At 50.4% G+C, this 22,554-nt stretch carries 16 protein-coding genes; 8 read left to right on the forward strand and 8 right to left on the reverse strand.

What is annotated here, in order from left to right; genetic code table 11:
- The 4 genes from VGN67_RS16465 to VGN67_RS16480 all read right to left on the reverse strand — a co-directional run bounded on the left by VGN67_RS16465 (position 1) and on the right by VGN67_RS16480 (position 3,916).
- Positions 1-1,089 (reverse strand): MlaD family protein, encoded by a 1,089-nt coding sequence (locus tag VGN67_RS16465; protein WP_327487947.1) that lies wholly within the window; start codon positions 1,087-1,089, stop codon positions 1-3.
- A gap of 3 nt (positions 1,090-1,092) precedes the next feature.
- On the reverse strand, positions 1,093-1,866 hold the full coding sequence (locus tag VGN67_RS16470; protein ID WP_327487948.1) for an ABC transporter ATP-binding protein: 774 nt from the start codon (positions 1,864-1,866) through the stop codon (positions 1,093-1,095).
- Between the two features lie 12 nt (positions 1,867-1,878).
- Positions 1,879-2,661: an ABC transporter permease gene (locus tag VGN67_RS16475; RefSeq protein ID WP_327487949.1), complete on the reverse strand. Its 783-nt coding sequence runs from the start codon at positions 2,659-2,661 to the stop codon at positions 1,879-1,881.
- A gap of 163 nt (positions 2,662-2,824) precedes the next feature.
- A complete protein-coding gene (locus VGN67_RS16480; protein WP_327487950.1) occupies positions 2,825-3,916 on the reverse strand; it encodes an SDR family oxidoreductase in 1,092 nt (363 codons plus the stop codon).
- A 305-nt stretch (positions 3,917-4,221) separates the two neighbouring features.
- Between VGN67_RS16480 and VGN67_RS16485 the strand changes: the two genes are divergently transcribed.
- The 6 genes from VGN67_RS16485 (at position 4,222) to VGN67_RS16510 (ending at position 16,264) form a co-directional block, all read left to right on the forward strand.
- Positions 4,222-5,598 carry a DEAD/DEAH box helicase gene (locus VGN67_RS16485; protein WP_327487951.1) on the forward strand — a complete coding sequence of 459 codons (1,377 nt, stop codon included), beginning with the start codon at positions 4,222-4,224 and terminating at the stop codon, positions 5,596-5,598.
- Between the two features lie 228 nt (positions 5,599-5,826).
- On the forward strand, positions 5,827-8,223 hold the full coding sequence (locus tag VGN67_RS16490; protein WP_327487952.1) for an ABC transporter permease: 2,397 nt from the start codon (positions 5,827-5,829) through the stop codon (positions 8,221-8,223).
- Positions 8,224-8,431: 208 nt separating this feature from the next.
- The gene (locus tag VGN67_RS16495; protein ID WP_327487953.1) at positions 8,432-10,840 is read left to right on the forward strand and encodes an ABC transporter permease; all 2,409 of its coding nucleotides are present in this window, start codon (positions 8,432-8,434) and stop codon (positions 10,838-10,840) included.
- 173 nt (positions 10,841-11,013) lie between these two features.
- On the forward strand, positions 11,014-11,496 hold the full coding sequence (locus VGN67_RS16500) for a hypothetical protein (protein ID WP_327487954.1): 483 nt from the start codon (positions 11,014-11,016) through the stop codon (positions 11,494-11,496).
- Between the two features lie 181 nt (positions 11,497-11,677).
- On the forward strand, positions 11,678-12,586 hold the full coding sequence (locus VGN67_RS16505; RefSeq protein ID WP_327487955.1) for an ABC transporter ATP-binding protein: 909 nt from the start codon (positions 11,678-11,680) through the stop codon (positions 12,584-12,586).
- Positions 12,587-12,598: 12 nt separating this feature from the next.
- The gene (locus VGN67_RS16510; protein ID WP_327487956.1) at positions 12,599-16,264 is read left to right on the forward strand and encodes an ABC transporter permease/M1 family aminopeptidase; all 3,666 of its coding nucleotides are present in this window, start codon (positions 12,599-12,601) and stop codon (positions 16,262-16,264) included.
- A 342-nt stretch (positions 16,265-16,606) separates the two neighbouring features.
- Here VGN67_RS16510 and VGN67_RS16515 read toward each other — a convergent pair whose 3' ends face one another.
- Entirely contained in the window at positions 16,607-16,786 is a 180-nt protein-coding gene (locus VGN67_RS16515; RefSeq protein ID WP_327487957.1) for a hypothetical protein, read from the reverse strand.
- 223 nt (positions 16,787-17,009) lie between these two features.
- Here VGN67_RS16515 and VGN67_RS16520 point away from each other — a divergent pair, with 223 nt between their 5' ends.
- Positions 17,010-18,173 (forward strand): mannonate dehydratase, encoded by a 1,164-nt coding sequence (locus VGN67_RS16520; RefSeq protein WP_327487958.1) that lies wholly within the window; start codon positions 17,010-17,012, stop codon positions 18,171-18,173.
- Positions 18,174-18,262: 89 nt separating this feature from the next.
- Here VGN67_RS16520 and VGN67_RS16525 read toward each other — a convergent pair whose 3' ends face one another.
- The 3 genes from VGN67_RS16525 to VGN67_RS16535 form a co-directional block, all read right to left on the reverse strand.
- Entirely contained in the window at positions 18,263-18,427 is a 165-nt protein-coding gene (locus VGN67_RS16525) for a lmo0937 family membrane protein (protein ID WP_327487959.1), read from the reverse strand.
- A 291-nt stretch (positions 18,428-18,718) separates the two neighbouring features.
- A complete protein-coding gene (locus VGN67_RS16530; RefSeq protein ID WP_327487960.1) occupies positions 18,719-19,489 on the reverse strand; it encodes a hypothetical protein in 771 nt (256 codons plus the stop codon).
- 373 nt (positions 19,490-19,862) lie between these two features.
- Positions 19,863-20,285, reverse strand: coding sequence for an ester cyclase (locus tag VGN67_RS16535; protein ID WP_327487961.1), 423 nt, complete (start codon positions 20,283-20,285; stop codon positions 19,863-19,865).
- 495 nt (positions 20,286-20,780) lie between these two features.
- Here VGN67_RS16535 and VGN67_RS16540 point away from each other — a divergent pair, with 495 nt between their 5' ends.
- Positions 20,781-22,436 carry an alpha-amylase family protein gene (locus VGN67_RS16540; protein WP_327487962.1) on the forward strand — a complete coding sequence of 552 codons (1,656 nt, stop codon included), beginning with the start codon at positions 20,781-20,783 and terminating at the stop codon, positions 22,434-22,436.
- Positions 22,437-22,554 lie beyond the last annotated feature (118 nt).

The raw sequence follows: 22,554 nt of genomic DNA on the forward strand, positions 1-22,554 counted from the left end.
TTATTTGTACATCAACTCAACTTTTACCGGAGTCCGGGCAGTGTCTGTCCGGATTTCTTTTTTCTGAGCAGCTTCACGGCGGGCCTGTTCCATTTCCCGCTCTTCCTGTTTGGCCTTATTGCGGAAAAAAGTCCGGAACAGGAAGCTGCTTTGCACGGCCTCCAGGGTACCGTCCAGTCGTTGACTGCCCCGGTTCAGGTTGCCCAGCGTATTTCTCAGGTCGGCGGCGGCCCTTTCGTCGTTGAGCAGGACCCCAACCGGACTGTCCGTATCTGTATTGAGCTTTTCGGTGGTTTGTTTCAGGTCTGCTACCATGGCGTCGGCGGTGGCGGCCGTTTCGTTAAGCTGCGTCATGGTGTTTCGGGCCTGTTCCATGGTAGAACGTACCTGGGGCATAATGGTCGTGTCCGTTACCAGTTCGTGGGCCAGGGAACCCTGCTGATTCAGCTTGGCCGTAAACTGAGAGAGTGAGGCCGACATCCGCTGGGCATTGGCCGAAGCCTGCTGCAGCCGGGCCATGGTACTTTCCAGTTCCGTATACAACGACTCATCATTGAGCAGTTTTCCTATACTTCCTTCCCCCTGACGAATACGGGCGCTTATGGCTTTAAAGTCACTGGTAATGGCCAGGATGTTGCGGTTGTTTTCCTGCAGGGTTTTCATCATTTGCTCGGTACCTTCCGTCTGCTCCACCGCCAGGCGCGCGCCGTCTTCAATGGGCGGTACTTTGGGGGTGCCGCCATAAATCACCACTATTTTATTGCCGATGAGTCCGTCGGTACTTATCCGGGCTTTGGCGTCCTGACGAATAAATTCCTGGGATTTCTCTTCGATATTCAGGGTCACTTCTACCTGCGATCTTCCCGAAAATTTTATTTTACTGACCGTACCTACCTTCACCCCCGAAAACCAGACGTTATTGCCGGCCTGTAGTCCTTCAACGTCTTCAAAGATGGCCGTAGCCATTACTTTTTTTCCAAATGCTTTCCGGATGCTCCCGATGGCCAGTACCCCTACCACCAGTACTACCAGCCCCAGAAATATAAATAGACCTACTGTTATCGCACGTTTATTCTTATTGGTTTCCATATTTTATTCTGTAAAGTTATAGTCATAAAAATTCCTGACTCTTTCCTCATCGGTATCAAATACTTCCTCAAAAGTACCTACCCGCAAAAACTGCCCGTCAAACAGCATGGCGATGCGGTCGCCGGTAAGTTTAGCGCAGGTCAGGTCATGGGTAATAATAATGGAGCTGGTATGGTACCGCTCCTGTACTTCATTGATCAGTTCATTGATTTCAATGGAGGTAATGGGGTCAAGGCCGGCGGTAGGCTCATCATAGAGCATGATTTCGGGTTTCAGAATCAGGGTGCGGGCTATGCCAATCCGCTTTTTCTGTCCGCCCGAAAGTTCCGAAGGCATCTGGTTAATGGTCTGTTCCAGTCCCACCGACTCAAGTACTTCTTCCACGGCCGTATTCACTTCCTTACGCGAAAGGTTCTTAACGTGCCGAACCAGCGGAAATTCCAGGTTTTCCCGAATGGACATACTATCATACAGGGCGCTGTTCTGGAAGGAAAAGCCTATTTTAAGCCGTAATTCCATCAGCTGTTTTCTATCAAGCGTATCTACCTCCCGGTCAAGCACCACTACTTTCCCAGTATCGGGCAGCAGTAAACCGGAAATAATTTTTATCAATACCGACTTCCCGGTACCCGACCGGCCCAGTACCACTACGTTCTCCCCTTTGAAAACATCCAGGTCCACGCCCCGCAGTACATGCAGGTCCCCGAATGATTTGTAGAGGTCCCGGATATGAATGACGGCCTGACTGGTATCGATATAGGATTTATCTTTCTGCATGGAGACAGTGGCTTAGTACCCTCTTATGGAGTTAGCTATTTGAACAATAATAACTTCTTCAATAAATATCAGGAACATGGAAAGTACCACCGAGGAGTTGGCCGCTTTACCGACGCCTTCGGTACCTTTGCTGGCGTAATAACCTTTATAACAACCCACTACGCCAATCGTAAAGCCAAAAACAATCGCCTTGATTACGGACGACCATACGTCCAGGAAGGTTATCTGGTCAAAGGCGCTCTCCCAGAAGGCAATAAAATTGGTTTCTTCGTTTTGAGACACATTCAGGAAGGCCCCCAACATACCCACCAGGGCGCAGTACAGCATCAGGATGGGAATGGTAACAGTGGTAGCCACTATCCGGCTCACTACCAGAAATTTAAATGGATTGACGGCCGATACTTCCATGGCGTCGATCTGCTCGGTAACCCGCATGGAACCCAACTCAGCCCCGATACTTGACCCTACCCTACCTGCACTGATCAGGGCGGTAATAAGGGGAGCCAGGGCCCTCAGAATGGCAATGGCTACCAGAGAAGGTAGCCAGGAAGCCGCCCCGAACTCGACCAGAGAAGGACGCGACTGTTTGGTAAACACGATACCCGTGATAAAACCCGTGAGACTAATCAGGGGGAGAGACCGGTATCCGATTTCATAGCATTGCCTTACTATTTCCTGAAATTCAAACGGTCTCTGAAACACTTCTTTAAAGAAGCGCCCTATAAAAAGAAAGGCATCATAAATACTGGAAAAGAAGGAATCAGCTTTTTTAGAAATTACGTATGGTTTACTCACGATGTATGATTTTTTTTCCTGGCTTTGCAAGTCCTACGAAAAGCGCTCCGGGGCTATCAAAAAATCTTTCCCTGATTCCGTCCGGCCTGGAAACGGGTCAGGAATGAAAGTTTCAGCAGGAGCGACTACTATACAAATGTGTAATAAAAATTACGTGCCAGGGCTAAACCTCATTGTTATCAAGAGCGGCTTTATCCGTTCGTTCCGTGGCCGGTCCCCGCGACAAATCGGACTCACTTTCGTAGCCACGCCGGGTTTTGTCTCCCCCTTCGACATTGTCCGGCAGAAAACGGTTGGCCAACCCCATCACCGCGTTCATCCATCCCGGAGCCACGCCCTGAAGTACCGTAGCCAACCGCGCCGACACCGTCAGGATTACCTCCCGCTCACCGTACTCAACCGCTTTTATGATAGTACGGGCCGCTACCCGGGCATCCTGGGAGAACAGCGGAGACGAATCCAGAAACTTAAACAAGGCGTACTCTACTTCGTGGTTTCCCTTAATGAAGGCGTTGCGCGGGCTACCGGTGCGCATCAGATGAGGTACTACGGTCGTGACTTTAATTCCAAATTTTCTAAGTTCATTGTGCATCCCTTCCGACAGCCCCACCATGGCAAATTTACTGGCCGAGTACGGTAACAGGTGCGGTACCGCCACCTTACCACCAATGGACGTGATATTGACAATCCGGCCGCTGCCCCGCTCTTTGAAGTGGGGAATCACGGCGTGCATGGTGTAAAGCGGTGCCCAGAAGTGGATGTTCATGGCCTGCCGGTACTCTTCAATACCCATACTATCCTGCGGGCCACCCGTTATGATACCAGCATTGTTGATGAGTACATCCAGATGACCGTAGTGCCCGATGACCCGTTGAATCAGCGACTGCACCTGCTCCTGACGGGTTACGTCCACGGTCAGGGCCAGTACTTCGGCTCCCCGCTGTTCAAGTTCTTTCCGGGCACGCTCTACCTGCTGTTCTGTGCGGGAACAGAGGGCGATTCGGGCCCCTTTGACCGCCAGCTGCCGCGCCATGATCAGCCCCAGCCCCCGGGCGCCTCCCGTTATCAGGACCACCTTCCCGTTAAAATCGTATTTGGTAAATTCCCGGTAAATAGCTTTGGTTGCCAGCAAGGCTCCCGCCCCCAGCGCGGCCCACCCCATGGCGCGGCTTAGTGATGAGTCAGAATCGGTGGTAGTACGGGCCATAGCTTCAGGATTTTTTTCGTGGATATTCGCATTCTGTAAGTACCTCATTAGCGCTAAAAATTGTATGCCATTTCCCAACTGGCTGCCGAACTCTCATTTGCTGACTCCTGCTATTTTTTTGCGTCCCTCTGCGAATTATCCTGTTGAAAAATCTTTAAGTACCTGTCTAATTTTACTTTTTTAGCTCCCCTTGCCATTTTATTTCCTCTAATTATTTATGTATATTTGTAGAAATCAAGCGGTTTGCTGACCAGAGAAAACAAAAGGTCAGCCATGTAGTATCTTTAATTTGCTGAGCTTTGTATTTCCAGGATTTTAATCTCCACGACGATCTTATCAGCGCCGTGGACTCAATGAATTACCAACAAACCACACCCATTCAGGAACTTGCTATTCCACGCATCCTCCAGGGCAAAGACCTTATTGCCTGTGCCCAGACGGGCACAGGCAAAACGGCTGCCTACCTGATCCCGATTTTGAATGAGATTGCTAAAAATCCCCAGGAGCACATCAGTACGCTGATTCTGGTACCAACCCGCGAGCTGGCTCAGCAGATTGATGAGCAGGTACAGGGGCTGGGGTACTTTGTGGGAGCCACGAGCATAGCTATTTACGGGGGTAATAAAGGCCCCGAATGGGACCAGCAGAAGAAAGCCCTGACGCAGGGAGCCGATATTATTGTGACTACACCGGGCCGACTCATTGCGCACCTGCAGTTGGGGTATGTGAAATTTAACCACATACGGCACCTGATCCTGGACGAAGCCGACCGGATGCTCGATATGGGCTTTCTGGGTGACATTATGAATATCATGAGTTACCTGCCCGCCAAACGTCAGACGCTGATGTTTTCGGCTACCATGCCTCCTAAAATCGGAGAGCTGGCCAAGCGGATTTTGCTGGAACCCGAAGAAATAAGACTGGCGGTGTCCAAACCCGCCGAAGGGATTGACCAGCAGTTTTATCTGGCCTACGACCAGCAAAAGCTTCCACTCCTGGCGCATTTGCTCAAGAAAGCCGACAACCCTAGCATGGTTCTTTTTACGTCCCGGAAGTCCGCCGTTGACTCCATTGTGAGGGCTTTAAAAAAGTTAAAATTTGAAGCACGCGGCATTTCGTCTGATTCAGAACAGGCAGAGCGGGAGGCGGTGTTACGGGATTTTAAAAACCGGAAGTTTCCCATACTGGTAGCTACCGATGTACTTTCTCGGGGAATTGATATTGACAACCTCAGCCACGTGGTCAATTTTGACGTACCCCGCGACCCCGAAGACTACATCCACCGCATCGGGCGTACTGCCCGGGCAGCTACCACTGGTACCGCTATTACCTTCATCAGCGACCAGGATCAGCATTATGTACTCAGGATTGAAAAGCTGCTGGATCGGGAAATGGAAAAAAGCGCCATAACTCAGGAACTTGGCCTGGGCGAAGCCCCTGACTTTGATCCCCGGCGTTCCAGGGGAAACCGGCCCGACCAAAACCGCCGGAAATCATCGAGGGGTCCTCGGGAGAAAGGTGCACGCGGTCATTCACCCCGGCCGCAGGCCGCTCAGACTTCGGCCTCCGCGGATACCAGTAGTACCCCGGCTGCCGCTGTGGAAGGCGAAGGGCAGGCTGCGGGGGAGGCCAAACCCCGGCGCCGGAAGTACCCCAGAAAAAAATCTAAAAACAGCCAACCTCAGAATAACGCGGACGCTGGCCAGCCAAAAGATCTTCAGTCGAGCTAATCAGCTAGGCCCGAAAATATATTGAAGAGGGTACTTACCACACGTGTAAGTACCCTCTTTCTTTTTATTCGTCGGACCGGAAAATCCTCCCCCTATTTCAGATTTCCCCATCAAAAAAGAAACGGGTCTTCGCTGCACCGGGTCAGAAAATACGGCTTAACTTTTTTTAACAGCCTGGTTTTCATCAATGTTATTACCTTGCCTCCTGAATTATAAAAGGGGCTCCTTATGTTTCAAAACTACCTGAAAATTGCCGGTCGGAACCTGCTGGCCCAACGCACCTACACGGCCCTGAATACCATAGGCATGGCAGTAGGAATGGCGGGGGCCGTATTGATTTTCCTTTATGTACGCCATCACCTCAGTACGGACCGGCACCACAGTCAGTTTGAAAAAATTTATCGGATCAATACCGACCTGTACCTTGAGGATGGCTCCATTGAGTATAATCCCGAGGCTCCCCTGCCGCTGGCCCAGGTACTTCGTACCGACTACCCACAGGTAGAAAATGCCGCCTTTCTCATCATGAACCGTGACCTGACCGTAAGCGTCCGACAGCGCGGTCAGGCGGCGCCACTGCGCATCAGGGAAGCTAAAGGTACCGGCCTGGTGGAGCCGACCTGGTTTAAAATATGGGATTATGAGTGGATACAGGGAAACCCCGAAAACGCCCTGCTGGCACCCAACACCGCAGTACTTACCCAAGCCTGGGCGAAGAAGTACTTTGGTGATACAAACCCAATTGGGCAAGTCCTGACCCTCAATAATAAAACTGAGGTTACAATAACGGGTCTATTGGCCGATGCGCCCCCTACAACCGACCTGAATCTGGGGCTGTTTATTTCAATGGCTACGCTGAAAGGACTTTATCCCGAATATGAACCGGACAACTGGTACTATCTCAACAGCACCAACCGGCTGTACGTTACCCTCCGGCAACCCGGTGCAGCGGCCAGTATTCGTCAGACTTTCCCGGCCTTGTCCCAAAAACAGTACGGGGCCGATGCCGACATTTTCCGGTTTGGAATCCAGCCCTTGCGGGAGGTCCATTTTGATGTGGCAAGAGGCGGGGGAGCCATTCGCGTGTCATTGCTCTGGTCCCTGGGGATAGTCGGTTTGCTTCTGGTAGTTGCGGCCTGCATCAACTTTATCAATCTGGCTACCGTACAGGCTCTTCGGCGCAGCAAAGAAGTAGGCATCCGGAAAACCCTCGGCAGTACCCGGGTACAGCTTATCCGGCAGTTTTTATCTGAAACAACCCTCGTTATTTTGGCTGCTGGTGGGCTGGCGCTGCTGCTGGTGGCCGTTTCGCTCCCGCTGTTTACCCGTTGGGTTCAGGTGGATCTATCCTTCCGGCTGGACGGGCTGACGGTGGCATTTTTTAGTTTGCTACCGGTACTGGTTATTCTTGTTGCTGGTGGCTACCCGGCTTTGGTACTGTCCGGCTTTTCGCCGCGGGCAGCTTTGCAAGGCAAATTTACTACGGGCACCGGGAGCCGGTTTACCGTGCGAAGGGCGCTGGTGATAGTCCAGTTTGCCGTTTGTCAGGCGCTCCTGCTGGCGGCGTTGGTAGTGGCTTACCAAATACGCTTCATCCGTAACGCTGATCTGGGCTTCCGGAAAAATGGGGTCGTGGTTGTGTCGGTACCACCCAAGCAAAACCAAAAACTGGATGCTTTCCGACAAAGCCTTTCGCAGTATCCCACTATAAAATCGATCAGTTTCAGCCACCGCCCTCCATCCAGCGACCAGTTGTTTGGCGGATCATTCAAATTTGACGGCAAACCCGATTGGGAACCTTACCCCATTCGTGATCGGCTGGCGGACGCCAACTACCTAAGTACCTACGGCCTGAAGTTGATCGCGGGCCGCAATATCCAGCCCAGCGATACCATTCGTGAGTACCTGGTGAACGAAACCCTGCTGCACAAACTGGGTTTCCGGGACCCGCAGGAGATCCTGGGTAAAAACCTACAGTATCATTTATCATCGGTTCCGCTCCCCGTGGTGGGGGTGGTAAAAGATTTCCACCAGAAATCCCTGCGCGAAGAAATCGGTCCCTGTATCATTGCCAGCCAGGCCGACTGGTACTCCAGGGCGGGCATCTGGATTTCCGGACAGGAAACCCAACAGACTCTTGACCATATCCGCCAAACCTGGCTCCGCTTCTTCCCCGACGAAGTTTTTGAATACCAGTACCTGGACGAACAACTGGCGCAGTTTTATGAAACAGAAACGCTGCTCGTCCGGCTGATCAATACCTTCACCGGCATGGCCATCCTGATCTGCTGCCTTGGTTTGTACGGGCTGGTGTCACAGGTGGTAGTACAAAGGACCAAGGAGATTGGTATCCGTAAGGTACTTGGAGCCAGCGTAAACAGCATCGTGGCCTTACTGTCCAGAGAATTTTTGCTACTGGTACTGCTGGCCATTGTTATTGCCTCGCCGGTCGCGTGGTACTTCCTGAATCAGTGGCTGCAGAACTTCGTCTATAAGGTGAGCGTGGAGTGGTGGCTTTTCGCCGTAGCGGGGGTACTGGCCACCGGCGTAGCCCTGCTGACGGTGAGTGTACAAAGTATCCGGGCAGCTTTAATGAATCCGGTAAAATCGTTAAAAACGGAGTAAGGGAGGAAAGGAAGAAGGGAGGAAGGGAGAAATGAAGGAAGGGGAAGTATCTGAATGTGGTAAGCTCTGCTGGTAATCTCCAATATGATTGAATAAAAGACTAAACAAGGAGTAGAAGTACCAGAATTAGAAACCTGTATGGGCAAGCCAACTTTTATTGCTATGTAGCGGCGGCTTTTGGACCATTTATTCTTAAACACAAATAACCATGATTAATAACTACCTTAAAATCGGCTGGCGTAATCTGCGGCGGCGCACGTATTACTCTGTCCTGAATTGTACGGGTCTGGCGGTGGGGCTTACGTTTTCCCTGCTGATTGGCAGCTACGTCTGGGGGGAGTTTCAGGTAAACCGAAAACTACGAAATGCCGGTCAGCAATACCTGGTGCAGAGCCGCTGGAAACAGGAAAACATGGGTATGGACATTACGACTTTGGCACCCATTGGCCCGGCACTAAAGGAGAAGTACCCTTCTCAGATTGCCAATTATTACCGGTTTCACGGCGTAAGCGCTACTCTGTCCAAAGGAACCAACCACTTCCGGGAATCTATTCAGATTGGGGACTCCACGCTGCTTACCCAATACGGATTTAAGCTCCTGGCCGGAAATCCGGAAACGGCCCTGACCGGCCCCAACTCCGTGGTCATTACCGCTGCCAAGGCCATGAAATTATTCGGAAAAACGGACGTATTGAATGAAACGGTTACGGTAGAAACGCCCCAGGCTGGGAAAAAGGAGTTTATGATAACGGCTATAATCCAGGAGCTTCCGCCCAATTCGGTTTCCCAACTTCTTCCGGAAGACAACGAGGTATTTATGGGAATGGGTGCCCTGCCCTACTTTGGCGCCTCCATGGATTCCTGGCTTAACCCCTATATTGTAAATTACGTGGAGCTACGGCCGGGTGTATCGCCCGAAGCAGTGGAGAAATCCCTTGCTCAATTGGTCGCCAACCATGCCTCCGCCGACATCCGGAAAAACCTGACGGTTTACCTGACGCCGCTGACAGACTACTACCTCCAAAGCAACAACGGACTGGTCAGAAAGATGATCTTAACGCAGATTATCGTAGCACTCTTTATACTGCTGATGGCCATTGTTAATTTCGTTACCATTTCCATCAGTAGCTCTTCAACCCGTCTGCGCGAAATTGGCGTCAGGAAGGTACTTGGCGGGCTACGTCGGCAACTCATTGCCCAGTTCCTGAGCGAAGCCCTGATCCTGACCCTGCTGGCGGCGGTACTATCCCTGGGGCTTTTCTGGCTTTTCCGTCCCCTGTACGGCGAAGTAGTAGGCAAATCAATCTTTCCACTGACCAGTTTGCCGTGGCACGTGAGCTGGCTGCTGCCGGTCCTGATTCTGGTCGTTGGCGGGCTGGCGGGCGGCTATCAGGCGCTTTATTTATCGGCCTATTCATCGGTCGACTCGCTGAAAGGAAAAGGTAAATCGGCCCGGGACACGGTTTTGTTCCGGCGGGGGTTGGTAACGGTGCAGTACAGCATTGCCATTTTTGTATTTATCGGGGCCGTCATCGTATCGCGCCAGGTTGGGTACTTCTTCCAGACGGACCTGGGTTTTCAGAAAGAAGCCGTACTGACGGTTTCGTCGCTCCCCCGCAACTGGTCCGCCGACGGAGTTAGCCGCATGCAGGCCGCCCGTGACCAGTTTGCGAGGGTACCTGGTGTGGAGTCGGCCAGCTTGTCTTTTGAAATTCCCAACGGCAACGTGGGCAACAGCGTCCCTATCTATGCCGAAGGTCAGGATTCGACGCAGGCGGTTAGTATGATGATAATGACCACGGATGAGCACTACGCCCGCACCTACCAAATCCCGCTGCGGGCCGGGCAGTTTTTTCAGTTTGAAAAGTCGGGTTTCGACCCCAACAACCTGGTACTTAATGAAGCTGCTGTGAAGGCCCTGGGCTTCCGGACCGCCGAGGCTGCATTGGGGCAAACTATCAGGGTACGGGGCGGCAGCAATCCATTACAGATTAAAGGCATAGTTAAGGACTTTCACGTAGGTACCATGCACGAAGCCATTAGTCCGCTGGCCATCGCGCACGTCCAGGTACGTCCTATTTACCGTTTTTTTTCTTTTCGATTAAACCAGGGTACTTCCCGCCAAACCATCGCCGCCCTGGAACAACAATGGAAGGAGTTGTTTCCGGATGCCCCTTTTGACTACTCATTTATGGACCAGACCATCCAGAAACTTTACCAGACCGAACTGCAGCTGGAAAAAGCCGCCTACGTTGCTACTTTCCTGGCTTTGTTCATTGTGGTACTTGGGGTTATCGGGCAGGTATCGCTAAGCGTAGTGCGGCGGACCAAAGAAGTCGGTATCAGGAAGGTACTTGGGGCTTCGGTGGCGGGCGTGGTCGTCTTGTTTATCAAAGAATATATCTGGATAATGGTACTGGCCAACGTACTGGCCTGGCCCCTGGCGTACTGGGTACTGTCCGACTGGCTGAACGACTACGTGTATCATATCCGAATGGACTGGCAGCCGTTTGTGCAGGTAGGTATTCTACTCGGTATCCTGACCGTTTTGCTGATTAGCCTGCAGGTAGTCAGGTCGGCGCTGAGGAATCCGGTGGAAAGTTTGCGAACCGAATAGATGACCCTGTTTTTCAAAATTAAAAGAGCCTGAAAGAGGCTCTTTTTTTATGCCCGAACCGGCCACTCTCCCTGGGTACTTGTCTCTGAATTTATTTTTTCGGTAACCTTGCATTTATTCGCCTGATTATTAGTTATTTTACTCCCTGATACTCACTATAACCACCTCCTCCAATGAAGAAATTGTTTCCTTCAGCCGCCCTGCTGCTGACTTTCCTGCTTACGGGTGTTGTTAACTTCGCCACGGCCCAGAATATCTACGAATGGGAAGACTACAAATTACAGATTTCGGTACCCAAAGATTTCAAAGTAAAAAAGAACACCAGTGAAACCTTTGAAATGAAAGGTGACGGCATGGAGCTGATCATGGAAATAGTAGAAGAGGACATTACCCTCGACGACCTGGAAGAGGCAACGGTTGAGGGAGCCGAAGAAATGGAACTGGACGAGATTGACCAGGCTACTTCGGTAAATTCCAACGGCCTGAAAGGTTTTTACGTAGAAGGCACAAAGGAGGGCTCACGCATTATGTTTGCCGGAATGCTCGATCCCCGCACCCAGACCAATTTCTTTATCGCCATCGTATTTGCCGACGACGACGCTCAGGCCGAAAAAGACGCGCTGAAAATATTAAACAGTATCAAAAGAATGCGTTGATTTCCGGGATGGTACTCATTGCGGCAGCGGGCCCCGGTCAACCACGGCCGGGGTTTTTCTTTTGTCCTTTGGTCAAGATATTCAACCGTTTATCCTCACTACGTAAAAGTATTTTACTACTAAATAGCTATATTAGCCTTATCTGCAACTATACGTTTATAACCCTACCATTGCTCTGCCTATGCAACTTATTATCCAAAACCTCAACAAAACGTACTCTAACGGGGTACAGGCGCTGAAAGATGTATCCCTGACCATTAACCAGGGTATGTTTGGTCTGCTGGGCCCGAATGGTGCCGGTAAGTCGTCCCTGATGCGAACCATCGCTACCCTGCAAGAACCTGATTCGGGACAAATACAATTAGGAGATACGGATGTACTGAAACAAAAGGATGAAGTGCGCCGGGTACTGGGCTACCTGCCGCAGGAGTTTGGGGTGTACCCCAAGGTCGACGCCGAAACACTGCTGAACCACCTGGCGGTACTTAAAGGCATTACCCAAAGCAGCGAACGCAAAGAGGTAGTAAAAGCACTCCTGCAAAAGACAAACCTGTACGACGCCCGGAAGAAAAACCTGGGTGGGTACTCCGGGGGAATGAAGCAACGCTTCGGCATTGCGCAGGCGCTGCTGGCCAATCCCAAGTTGATAATCGTGGATGAGCCTACCGCCGGCCTTGACCCCGCCGAACGCAACCGCTTCCTGAACCTGCTGAGCGAAATTGGAGAAAATACCATTGTGATCCTTTCCACGCATATAGTGGACGATGTGAAAGAACTTTGCTCTGACATGGCCATTATCAACAAAGGAGAGGTACTTTACAAAGGCAGTCCCCAACAGGCGCTGGCAAATATTGATGGCAAGATCTGGGAAAAACGGGTACCAAAGGCCGAACTGGAAGATTACCGCACGCAGTACACTATTATTTCAGAAAAACTGGTAGGCGGTACGCCCGTTATTCATATCATGGCTGATACAAATCCGGGCAATGATTTTGCGGCGGTCCAGGGCGATCTGGAAGATGTCTATTTCTCGCACATCTTTGGTCAGAAGCCGGCGGTTCCTGTTTCTACATTTCCCCAAACCAACTAAGCGCCCGGTATTATGTTGAAAGAAATAATTCGTTTTGAGCTGGACTACCGCAAGAAACGTCCGGCTACCTACCTGTATTTTGGCATCCTGTTCCTGTTGTGTTTCTTCGCCGTTACGTCCAAGTACGTCGTGATCGGGGGAGTAGCCGGGGGACAAATCGTCGAGAACTCGCCCTACAATCTGGCCTTCATGACGGTGATCATGACCTTTGCGCTGACGTTCATCGTGTCGGCTATTATGGGGGTACCTGTTCTTCGTGACTTTGAACACCATACCGATTCCATGCTGTTCACGACGCCAGTTTCCAAGTTTGCTTATCTCTTTGGTCGCTTCTTCGGGTCATTTCTGGTGGCTGTTCTGGTTTTCTGTGCCGTCTGGATGGCCTTTATTCTTGGCTTTGCCGTGGGTAAGTACCTGCCCTGGGAGCCTTCCTGGGCAGCAAAAGAAATCCTCCCCTTTAATTTCTGGCACTACATCCAGCCTTTTCTGACGCTGGGAATTACGAGTATTTTTATCCAGTCGGCGCTTTATTTCGCCGCCGGTACCCTTAGCCGACAAACTATCGTTATTTACGTGCAGGGTATTGTACTCCTCGTTCTTTACCAGATAGCGGACACCATGCTGGAAGACATTGACAACAAAACGCTGGCTGCCCTGCTCGATCCGTTTGGTTTCCGGGCGTTCCAGATCTATACCGAGTACTGGTCACCCGCCGAGAAAAACAGTCAGATGGTAGGGCTGGAAGGTGTACTTCTCTGGAACCGGCTGATCTGGGTTGGCTTTGCGGGTCTGGTCCTGGCAGGTACCTACTGGGGATTTAGCTTCAACGTTGTCCGTACGGGCTGGCGCAAGGCAAAGGCCATAGTGGCTGAAAAAGCTACTTTCCGCCCCGAGTCGGTGAAGATACCCGTTGTACAGCAATTCCTGACTACCGGCAGCTACCTGAAAATGCTCCAGCAGCAGGCGCTTTTCTACTCCCGCATGATAGTCCGGGATGTTCCCTTTCTGGGTATTGTGATTGTCGGGCTTATCAACCTCATTGTGGGGGCCTTCTATTTCGACAAGATGTACGGGACCAGCTCCTACCCCATCACGGCCAATGTACTGGGCTTGCTCAACGAGTTCGACCTTTTCTTCCTTATTATTGCCATTTTCTACTCGGGCGAGCTCATCTGGCGCGAGCGTTCGGTCAACTTCAATCTGATTATGGATGCGCTACCCGTACCCGACTGGGTTAATCTGGTGGCGAAGTTTGTGGGGCTGTTCCTCATTTACCTGGGGCTACTGCTGATCCTGATCGTCGTAGGCATGGGCGTTCAGGCGGCCCACGGGTACTTTAACTTTGAGCTGGCGCTGTACTTTAAGTCACTGTACAGCTCCACCCTGTTTTTTCTGGTGGCGTATACCCTGCTGGCCTTCTTCGTACAAATCATGGCTAACAATAAGTTTGTTGGTTACGCGCTCATGTTTGTGTTCTTCATTGTTACGTTCACCATCGGTGCCATGGGTGTGCAGCATCCGTTGTTTATGTTCAACAGCGGTAGCCTGGGCGAGTACTCCGACATGAACCGCTACGGACATTTCGTGACCCGATTCTCCTGGATGAAACTCTACTGGTTCACCTTTGTCTGCATCCTATTTTCGCTTTCGGTAGTGTTTGCGGTGCGGGGTTCGGAAGCAGCCCTGCGTACCCGCCTGCGCATTGGCCGGCTGCGCTTGTCGCGTCCGCTGGTGACTTTTGCCCTGGTAACTATTGTCGCCTTTACCGGTACCGGTTTTTATGTGTACTATAATACCAATAAACTCAACACCTACCAAACCAAAGAAGAGGAAGAGCAATGGGCCGTAGATTACGAAAAAACCCTTAAAAAATTTGAACACTTACCCCAGCCCAAGATAGTTGAAAGTAACCTGAAGGTTGAGCTGTACCCCGATACCCGCGACTTTACGGCCGAAGGATTCTACTGGTTAAAGAACAAAACGGAGCAGCCCATTACGGACATTCATATACAGGAAGATGTACCCAACGACGTCCGGACCGACTACCTGCGCTTTGGCAGCGGAGAGGCCAAAGTAAAGCAACAGTGGGAGGACTATGGCTACACGATTTATCAGCTTTCCCGACCGCTGGCCGCCGGTGATTCGGTCAGGATGGACTTCAAGGTTAACTTTACCACCAATGGCTTTACGGCCAGTGGAGGTAATACCAGCGTAGTCCAGAATGGTACGTTCATTAACAATACCTACTTCCCCTCCATTGGCTACGCCGAAGCCGCCGAACTGGGCGACGACGACCTGCGCCGCAAGCACCAGCTCCCCGAGAAAGATCGTATGATGGAGCAAACCGACCCGCGCGGCCTCAGCCAGAGCCTGTTCGGCGACGATGCTGACTACATCCGTTTTCAAATGGTAGTAGGTACTGAACCCGAGCAGATTGCCATTGCCCCGGGTTACCTCGAAAAAGAGTGGACCGACCAGGATAGCCTTGGCAACAACCGCAGGTACTTCCGGTACCAGATGGATGTACCCATGGTGAATTTCTATTCGATAGTATCGGCCCGCTACGAGGTAAAGCGTGATAAATGGGTAGGCCCGGATGGTAAACCGGTCAATCTGGAAATCTACTACAACAAGGGCCACGAGTACAACCTCGAAACCATGCTGGCTTCCATGAAGAAATCGCTGGACTACTTCTCCAAAAACTTCGGCCCGTACCAGTACCGTCAGCTGCGTATCATGGAGTTTCCGCGCTATGGCTCGTTTGCCCAGTCGTTTGCCAATACGGTACCTTTCTCGGAGGGAATAGGTTTTATTCAGAAAATCAGTGATCCCGAAAAAGACCTTGACATGCCCTACTACGTAACCGCCCACGAGATTGGGCACCAGTGGTGGGGACACCAGGTACCTGAGGCCGGCGTAAAGGGTAACGCCATGCTGTCGGAAACGCAGTCGCAGTACTCGGCCTTGATGGTGATGAAGCACAGCTTTTCGCCGGAGCTGATGCAGAAGTTCCTGAAATACGAGATGGACAAGTACCTGCAGGGCCGCGCCATGGAGCGCAAAAAGGAACAACCCCTGGTACTGACCGCGGGGCAGGGCTATATTCACTACAACAAAGGCTCGGTTATTATGTACGGTCTTCAGGACTACATTGGCGAGGATAAGGTCAACGCCGCCCTCCGCAATTTCCTGGCTGACTGGCAGTACCCCGGCCCGGACTCAAAACAGAAGCGCTACCCCACCAGCCGCGACCTGCTGGGGTACTTCAAGGCTCAGACGCCCGACTCTTTGCAGTACATCATAACCGACTGGTTCGAAAACATAACGCTGTACGAAAACAAAGCCACGGAGGCTACCTATGTCAAAAAGGGCGAAAAACAGTACGAGGTTACCCTCCAGTTTACTGCTGAGAAGTACGTAGCTGACAGCGCCGGTAACGAAAAACCAGTCCCGCTGGCTACGCAGTGGGTAGATGTTGGCGTGTATGCCAAAGACAAAGAAGGAAAGGACAAACTGGTGTACCTCAAGAAGCATAAGGTAACGGCCAAAGACAATTCCGTGAAGGTAACCGTAGCTGAACTACCTACCAAAGCCGGTGTTGACCCGATCAATAAACTCATTGACCGCCACCCGGACGATAACACTAAAAAGGTTAATGAAGGCAGTCCGACGACTTGAGAATGCTGAATTCTGAGTTTTGAATGCTGAATTCAACTATCCATCAGCCTCCCCGCCAGCCAAAGCGCTTTCGGGGAGGCTTTTTTAAACTTTTATATTAATGGAAGAATTAGACTCCCGCTCCTAATTCAAAATTCCTTATTAGTAGTGTACGAAAGAACAGAAGGTGCCGCTCCTACGGAGCTGGAGCTATCTATTCCCTTTATGGCTATTTCTTTCTACTAAGGTGCGGCCCGGCAGCGGCCGTCCGCCTCCGGGGCCCGCTTCCAGTGTCTGAAAGCTACTCATGCTCAGGAAATCATTCCTTCGCACACTATTGACTCAGCATTCAGAATTCAACAACTATTTCCTGCGGCGCTTGCCGGGGCCGTAGTAGATAAAAAGTATGATCAATAGGATACTTAGCGCTATACCTCCCAGGGCCATTTGGAGGTAGCTAAGCTGGTAGTTGAGGAAAACGGTCAGGCCCATGAAGGCAAATACGCCCACCACCATTATGATCATGTACAGAAAGTCTCTCATAGTCCGGCCGATTCTGCGGATTAATAAACCAATTCTATTATTCGTACAGATACAGGAGCCTGATCTTTTACTTAAGCCCCGGACGGCAATTTTGTTTTTGTTGTTCTCCAATCAAAACCTGATTAGTACCTCAGGCAAAGTAAATTAACAGCACAAGTACCTTATTAGATACTGGGGCCACTGGTACCTTTGCCATCAGGTTTTACTATTAAAAACAGTATTCATGGAAAATAACCGCCGCGACTTTCTGAAAAAAGGTGCTTCGTTAGCCGCACTTTCCGTGGCAGGCGTAAACACAACTCTTCCCCACTCCGAGACAAGTACCTCCCGGCGCTTTTCCAGAAACAACGACTTCCTGAAAGACGCCGGTATGCAGTTGTGCCTGGCGTACTTCTGGGGCATTGAAGAACGAAAGGCGGCACTGGCCCGGCAAATGAACGTGCTGGGGGCCGTTGGAGGAATTAATCCTCGTATGGCCGGATCAGCCCTGGCTGGACAAACCGATGTAAAGCCCTGGGATTTTAAAGCAATAGTGGCCGTAAAAGAAGCCTGGGAAAAAGTAGGCTTAACCCTGAAAGTTATAGAAGGGCCGCCGGCCCTGGGTACCCAAACCAAACTTGGCCTCGCCGACCGGGACGAAGAAATTGACAACTTCATAACCCTGATGAAAAATCTGAGTCGGGCGGGCATAGATACCATCTGCTACAACTGGATGCCGGTCATCAACTGGGCCCGTACCGCCCTCGACCGCCCCAGCCGGGGTGGCGCGCTGGTTAGTGCTTTCGATATTGAAGCTGTCAAAGACCAGGAAAAGATTACCGAGTTCGGCGAACTGACCCACGCTGCCATGTGGAAAAACCTGGAGTACTTCCTGAAAGCCGTGGTACCCGAGGCCGAAAAAGCAGGTATGAAGCTTGCCCTGCACCCCGACGACCCACCCATCGATAGTATACGTGGCATACCCCGGATTATGACTTCACCAGAAGCCTTCCGACGCCTGCTGGACCTCTACCCCAGCCCCAGCAACGGCATCACTTTTTGTCAGGGTAGCTTTGCCTCCATGGGAGATAAAGGCCAGGAGGTGGATATTCCCGCTACGATTGAGTACTTCGGAAAGCGGAACGCTATTCATTTTGTACACTTTCGTGATGTACGGGGGTATAAAGACCATTTTGAAGAAACCTTTCACGACGACGGCAAAACCGATATGTACCAGGCCATGCAGGCGTACTATAACGTAGGCTTCCGGGGGCCGCTGCGGCCCGACCATGTACCTACTATGGCCGGCGACAGTAATGAACACGCCGGTTACAGTACCATTGGTACCCTGTTCGCGATTGGCTATATACGTGGCCTGATGGAAGGTGTCGTAAAAAGTAAAGCGTAATAAATGAAGTAGGTCTATAAAAAAACAACTGCTACTTCCGGGATAATCCCGGAAGTAGCAGTTGTAAAGCTCTTGAATGCGCTACCGCTTTAAAGGACTCGTCCTCCCCGTATTACCCGTAGTAATATGGCAATAATAGCAATTACCAGTAGAATATGGATGATGTTTCCCATCCCATAACTATCAAAGCCCAGGAATCCGATAAGCCATAATATAATCAGAACTACAGCAATAATATACAGCAAGTTGCCCATTGTTTTGATGATTAAGAGTGAAGAAATGATTTGATCTATAAAGTAATAAATAAAGTACCAGAGGCTTTCTCCATCATTTTTAACCCCAAATCATAACAAATCCGCTTTTTGTGTAGAAAAAAAACCGCAAAAAGTATTTGGTAGTACCAAAGCTGTAGGTGTGTATACGCATGCCCGCCTCAGGCCAGCTTTTTGAAAGAACTTCTCCCGTCCTACTCATGCACCAAAACAAAATTAGCCTTCCAGTTTAGAATCCGGAAGGCTATCTCTTGCCAGCACTAAATAAGGCTATTACTCTACAATGCTATGGGCGAGTTTTACCTGAAGGCGAATATCCACTTCGCGGTCGGTGGTACCATTGCGGGAACCAGAACCCAGGCCCACCCCAACGCCTCCACCTCCCATACCAAAGCCACCCATGCCGGTGCCCATGCCTACACTAACCCGGGGTGAAATACCCGACTGCGACGATACGCCTTCGATCCGGATGCCTACATCCAGTACACTCGCCTGCTCGGGATTTACCCCAATCATGGAAAAGGGAATGGTAATTTGTTCGGTAAGCTCTCCGTTTTGATTCATGGAAATATGGGAGCGGATGCCCGTGTCGGTCGTAACCAAATTAATGAATCGTTGCCCCTGAGGAGCTTTCCAAAGAGCTTCCTTGTTAAAAACATCCAGCATACGGTTAAGGCTTAGGCTATTGGGCAGGTCTACCTCAATGTTCCGCATGGCTTTTTTGTCCTCCCGGCTTACCACCGGAAATACCAGTGAGTAGGCTCCTTTGCGGGTACCAGCCGGGCTCAGCGCAATATTCAATCCATTGCTCAGAATCTGTTTTACCGTTTGGGGGTCCTGCGTTTTCAGGGACAGGTACAGGAACTTATCATCGTTGATAATACCGTACTTCAGCCGGGACTTCTGGTCCTGCTGGTCCGGTTGCAGGCCGTCGGCGTAATTGAAAGGAGCATTCCATTTGGCCTGGTAAGGTACCGGTTTGGTGGTACTGCAGGCAGTAAGGAAAAGCCCCAGCAAAAAGAGCCAATAACTATTTTTTTTCATATTTAGTAATTCACAGATGGTAGTAAGTTCAACTATAAGTTAAAACGAACTATTAAAAAAATACGTATCCGGGGACTATCCCAGTAGTACCTTCTGGACCTTAAAAAAGGGTAGAATCAGCAGTTATTGCTGATTCTACCCCTTTTTCTCCTTGGTCAATGTAACCTACTACTACCTTCTGATCGAAGTATGTCCATCCATGGAATGTTCCAGTTCCAGCTCTCCTTCCGGTTGCGGCTTCAAGAAATCATCTGCTTTTTCACCCACGGGTCCTTTACCGATCGTTATTCCGCCATCTACCATATATAAATCTATTTCCCATTTTATTAGTAAAATTTGAAATTGAAACGCTAAAATTTTCACGGGGCATCTTTCAGCCGCGCTCCGATACATGGGCTCCAATCTGTTTCATAATGCCGAGTTCATCGGAACTTCCCCAACGTTCCACTAGCTGACCGTTTTCAAAGCGACCAATCTGCACTCCGCGAATACTGATCATCTGCCCGGTCCCTGCTATTCCTTTGTAGTCTCCCTGATGGGTTCCGGTTAGGGTATAGGCGATGGCTACCTTGTCTTCATCGGCTACCATCTGGTCGACCTGGATGTTCATGTCAGGAAACGCCGAACGCATCTTGCTGAATAAACCTATATAACCTTCCGGGCCGTAAGCCTGCCCTGGTGCCGGATCGTGATCAACGGCATTAGGCGCTACCACCTTTCTTAGTTCTTCCAGATTGCCGCTATTGACGGCCTCTCCGAATTTTTTCTGGGCCTGAATGTTATCTTGCTTGCTCATTATTAGTCATTTAAAAGTTATTACCACTATTGGCTTAATGGCTGCAAACAGTAAAAAGAAGTGCCAGTAAGGGTGCGATTTCCGGGTTTTATCAAGGTGATGCACCCCTTTTAAAGAAAGAAAAATAGCCCATACCACTAAAAATGAGATGCTTACGGGCATACTTTCAAAATAATTATAATCCATATCCGCGCTTTTTTATAAGAGGTAGTAGTGCAGAAGTGGGTAAATAATTCAAGTACCAGTAGCAGAGCATTTTACACACGACAGTAATCAAGGTATCACCACCAGCGCTTTGAAAACAGCCTGTTAGGAATAACTAATACCTGTTTTGAATGAAAACCTGATTGAAGCGGGTAGTGGATGGGCCGCAGGTACAGTTTTTATACCCCCTAACTGAAAAAACACTCATAGCTAGCTTACCATCCGGTTCCACCTTCACCAGACTGGAAATAAACTTAAAAGCCAGCATTCATTAATCACTCATAAAAAATTATGATACAAGACCTATGGTATAAAAATGCAGTAATTTATAGCCTTGACCTGGAAACCTTCATGGACCTGAATGGGGACGGCATTGGTGATTTTGAAGGCCTTACCCGCCGCCTCGACTACCTCAACGCGCTGGGTATAGATACTATCTGGCTGGCTCCTTTTCAGCCAACTCCCAATAAAGACAATGGCTATGACATCAAGGATTATTACGGGGTTGACCCGCGACACGGCTCAAGCGGTACCTTTGTTGAATTTATGCACCAGGCCAAACGCCGGGGTATCAAAGTTATCATAGACCTGGTCGTAAATCATTCTTCTGATGAGCACCCCTGGTTTCAGGATGCCCGGAGCAGCCCGGATGCCAAACACCGCGACTGGTATATATGGTCCAAAGAAAAGCCTTCTGACTGGGATCAGGGAATGGTATTTCCGGGGGTGCAGGAAAGTACCTGGACCTACGACAAAAAAGCCAAAGCGTACTATTTCCACCGATTTTATGACTTTCAGCCCGATCTCAACATGGATAATATTGAGGTTAGGGAAGAGGCGCGCCGGATTATGGGGTACTGGCTGGAGTTGGGGGTATCAGGTTTCAGGGTCGATGCCGTACCTTTTATATTGGAAAGTCCGGCACCCGGCGCGGCCGAGCCCGAAATGCGGTTTGAGTTCCTGAATGAATTACGAAAGTTTCTGCAATGGCGTAAGGGGGACGCGATACTGCTGGGCGAGGCTAATGTACTTCCCGAAGAAACCAAACAATACTTTGGCGAAAATGAGGGAGGCATCCACATGATGTTTAATTTTTATGTAAATCAATATTTGTTTTATACCCTGGCCACCGCCGATACCAAGCCGCTAATTAAAGCCCTGGAAGCCACCCGCCATAACCTGCCAACGGCCCAATGGGCGAATTTCCTGCGAAACCACGACGAACTGGACCTGGGTAGGCTTTCGGAGGAGGAACGCCAGAAGGTATTTGCCCGCTTTGGCCCTGAGGAAAATATGCAACTTTATAACCGGGGTATTCGGCGTAGGCTGTCCACCATGCTGGGCAACCGGGCGCAAAGTGAGCTGGCCTATAGCCTGATGTTCTCTCTGCCCGGTACGCCCGTGATCCGGTACGGCGATGAAATCGGAATGGGTGACAACCTAAGCCTGAAAGAGAGGGATGCCGTAAGAACCCCGATGCAGTGGTCCGACGACCCGCAGGCAGGTTTTTCGGAGGTCCGGGATTTAATTCATCCGATTATTACCGAAGGGCCCTATGCCTATACCCATACAAACGTCGATCAGCAGAAACGAGAGCCCAAATCGCTGCTCAATTGGATGACCTCCCTCATCAGGCTTCGCCAGGAATGCCCCGAAATTGGCTGGGGCGACTGGATAATTCTGGAAGTTAACCATCCCCAGGTACTTGCCATGATGTACACCTGGCAGGGCAGCTCGCTGGTTATCCTCCATAATTTCGACGAAAAAGCGCATGAGGTTATCCTGACTCTGAAACAGAAAAATGATGATACGCTGGTCGATCTTCACCAGGATAATAAATGCAAGGCTGATGAGAAGGGTACCTACCGCATAACCCTGGATGCCTACGGGTACCGGTGGTTCCGGGCCAGTGACCTTTCCCATTTGATCCACCGCCAAAACAAATAAATACTGGCCGGACGCTCACCCCTGGGTGAGCGTCTTTTTTGTGAACTACTTTTACACAATCAAAGTACTTACCTAATACATGGGTAATATTTACCATAATCGACTTTTGTACAAAAGA

Source organism: Telluribacter sp., from assembly GCF_035998675.1.
Classification (GTDB): Bacteria; Bacteroidota; Bacteroidia; order Cytophagales; family Spirosomataceae; genus Telluribacter.

Bases quoted from the DNA above. Each gene is read 5' to 3' on its own strand.
- VGN67_RS16465 (WP_327487947.1), bottom strand. From the start codon at position 1,089: ATGGAAACCAATAAGAATAAACGTGCGATAACAGTAGGTCTATTTATA.
- VGN67_RS16470 (WP_327487948.1), bottom strand. From the start codon at position 1,866: ATGCAGAAAGATAAATCCTATATCGATACCAGTCAGGCCGTCATTCAT.
- VGN67_RS16480 (WP_327487950.1), bottom strand. From the start codon at position 3,916: ATGAGGTACTTACAGAATGCGAATATCCACGAAAAAAATCCTGAAGCT.
- VGN67_RS16485 (WP_327487951.1), top strand. From the start codon at position 4,222: ATGAATTACCAACAAACCACACCCATTCAGGAACTTGCTATTCCACGC.
- VGN67_RS16490 (WP_327487952.1), top strand. From the start codon at position 5,827: ATGTTTCAAAACTACCTGAAAATTGCCGGTCGGAACCTGCTGGCCCAA.
- VGN67_RS16495 (WP_327487953.1), top strand. From the start codon at position 8,432: ATGATTAATAACTACCTTAAAATCGGCTGGCGTAATCTGCGGCGGCGC.
- VGN67_RS16500 (WP_327487954.1), top strand. From the start codon at position 11,014: ATGAAGAAATTGTTTCCTTCAGCCGCCCTGCTGCTGACTTTCCTGCTT.
- VGN67_RS16505 (WP_327487955.1), top strand. From the start codon at position 11,678: ATGCAACTTATTATCCAAAACCTCAACAAAACGTACTCTAACGGGGTA.
- VGN67_RS16510 (WP_327487956.1), top strand. From the start codon at position 12,599: ATGTTGAAAGAAATAATTCGTTTTGAGCTGGACTACCGCAAGAAACGT.
- VGN67_RS16515 (WP_327487957.1), bottom strand. From the start codon at position 16,786: ATGAGAGACTTTCTGTACATGATCATAATGGTGGTGGGCGTATTTGCC.
- VGN67_RS16520 (WP_327487958.1), top strand. From the start codon at position 17,010: ATGGAAAATAACCGCCGCGACTTTCTGAAAAAAGGTGCTTCGTTAGCC.
- VGN67_RS16525 (WP_327487959.1), bottom strand. From the start codon at position 18,427: ATGGGCAACTTGCTGTATATTATTGCTGTAGTTCTGATTATATTATGG.
- VGN67_RS16530 (WP_327487960.1), bottom strand. From the start codon at position 19,489: ATGAAAAAAAATAGTTATTGGCTCTTTTTGCTGGGGCTTTTCCTTACT.
- VGN67_RS16535 (WP_327487961.1), bottom strand. From the start codon at position 20,285: ATGAGCAAGCAAGATAACATTCAGGCCCAGAAAAAATTCGGAGAGGCC.
- VGN67_RS16540 (WP_327487962.1), top strand. From the start codon at position 20,781: ATGATACAAGACCTATGGTATAAAAATGCAGTAATTTATAGCCTTGAC.